The 2,049-nt window shown below is 62.6% G+C and carries 2 protein-coding genes; both read left to right on the forward strand.

What is annotated here, in order from left to right; all coding sequences use genetic code 11:
• The first annotated feature begins 120 nt into the window (after positions 1-120).
• Positions 121-1,614, forward strand: coding sequence for an IS21 family transposase (istA, locus tag DVH29_RS16010; protein WP_114647185.1), 1,494 nt, complete (start codon positions 121-123; stop codon positions 1,612-1,614).
• Positions 1,611-2,049: ATP-binding protein (locus tag DVH29_RS16015; RefSeq protein ID WP_158541711.1), on the forward strand; the 439-nt coding region annotated here is incomplete at its 3' end. The genes istA and DVH29_RS16015, both read left to right, overlap by 4 nt.

Raw genomic sequence — 2,049 nt, forward strand, 5'->3', positions numbered from 1 at the left:
AGAACGGCGGTGCAAAATTAGTCCACGGTAGCGGCTGGATTGTCCTGCTGCGGGCGGCTTAAAAGTCGTCCACCTATTTTCCTTCTGCAATTTGTGCGGGAGGGACGAGGGATCTACACCGTGGACTTATATTTGAAGGTTCGTCTGGCTTGCGATGGCGGCATGAGCCAGCGCGAAGCAGCCAGGCATTTCGGCATCTCGCGCGATACGGTTCGCAAGATGATGGCGTATTCTATTCCGCCGGGCTATCGGCGGCAGGCGCCGGTGCGACGCCCGAAGCTGGACGCGTTCATCGCGATCATTGATCGGTGGCTTGACGAGGACCGGGCGGTCCCGCGCAAGCAGCGTCATACGGCCAAACGCGTTTTTGATCGCCTTCGTGACGAACATGGGTTTGCCGGCGGCTACACGATCATCAAGGACTACATGCGCGAGCGGGACCGGCGCGGTCAGGAAGTATTTGTGCCGCTGGCCCATCCTGCCGGACATGGACAGGCCGATTTCGGGGAGGCTGTGGTTATCATCGGCGGGGTGGAACAGAAGGCGCACTTTTTCGTGCTCGATCTGCCCCACAGCGACGCCTGCTATGTCCGGGCTTATCCGGCAGCTGTGGCTGAAGCATGGGTGGACGGCCATATCCACGCGTTCGCCTTTCTGGGCGCAGTGCCGCAATCGATCGTCTACGACAACGACCGCTGCCTGGTGGCAAAAATTCTTCCTGACGGCACGCGCAAGCGGGCAACGCTGTTCAGCGGGTTTTTGTCCCACTACCTGATCCGGGACCGTTATGGCCGCCCCGGCAAGGGCAATGACAAGGGCAGTGTTGAAGGACTTGTGGGCTATGCCCGCCGCAACTTCATGGTGCCGATCCCCCGGTTTGCAACCTGGGACGCGTTCAACCTGTGGCTCGAGGAGCAGTGCCGCAGGCGCCAGGGCGATCGGCTACGCGGGGAGAGCGAGACGATCGGCGAACGGCTGCAACGCGATCTGGCGGCGATGCGGCCGCTGCCGGCATCGCCCTTCGAGGCCTGCGACCAGGCCAGCGGCCGGGTCTCCTCCCAGGCGCTGGTGCGCTACAGAACCAACGACTATTCCGTCCCTGTTGCCTATGGCCATCAGGACGCCTGGATCCGTGGCTATGTCGATGAGGTGGTGATCGGCTGCGGCGGGGAGACCATCGCCCGTCATCCGCGCAGTTATGGGCGCGAAGACATCGTCTTTGACCCACTGCATTACCTGCCGCTGATCGAGCACAAGATCAATGCGCTCGACCAGGCGGCCCCGCTCCAGGGCTGGGAACTTCCCGAGGCGTTCGCCACACTGCGTCGCCTGATGGAAGCGCGGATGGGCAAGCAGGGCCGGCGCGCCTATGTGCAAGTGTTGCGTCTTCTGGAAAGCTTCGATCTGGCCGACCTGCATGCGGCCATAAAGCAGGCGCTGCACCTGGGCGCCATAAGCTTCGATGCCATCAAGCATCTCGTCCTGTGCCGGGCCGAACGCCGGCCACCCAGGCTCGACCTTGCCATCTACCCCTATCTGCCCAGAGCCAGTGTCGAGACGACCTCGGCCAAGGCCTATATGGGTCTGCTGGACCGCGAGGAGGAACTGGCATGAGCAGCGATGCTCCCGAACTCCTGCTTGCCAGCCACCTCAAAGCGCTCAAGCTGCCGACCTTCCTGCGCGAGCACCACAAGCTTGCCCGCCAATGCGCGCTCGAGGACGTGGATCATGTCCGCTATCTTGCCCGACTTGTCGAACTCGAACTGATCGACCGGGAACGGCGCATGGTCGAGCGTCGCATCAAGGCCGCCCGGTTCCCGGCCGCCAAAAGCCTCGACAGCTTCGAGTTTGCCGCCATCCCCAAGCTTAACAAGATGCTGGTGCTGGAACTGGCGCGCTGCGAATGGATCGAAAGGCGCGAGAATGTTATCGCGCTCGGACCCAGTGGCACGGGCAAGACCCATGTTGCGATCGGTCTTGGCCTGGCAGCCTGCCAGAGGGGATTGTCCGTCGGCTTTACCACCGCAGCCGCCCTGGTCAGCGAGATGA

The sequence above is a fragment of the Pelagibacterium lacus genome (genome assembly GCF_003345525.1).
GTDB lineage: Bacteria > Pseudomonadota > Alphaproteobacteria > Rhizobiales > Devosiaceae > Pelagibacterium > Pelagibacterium lacus.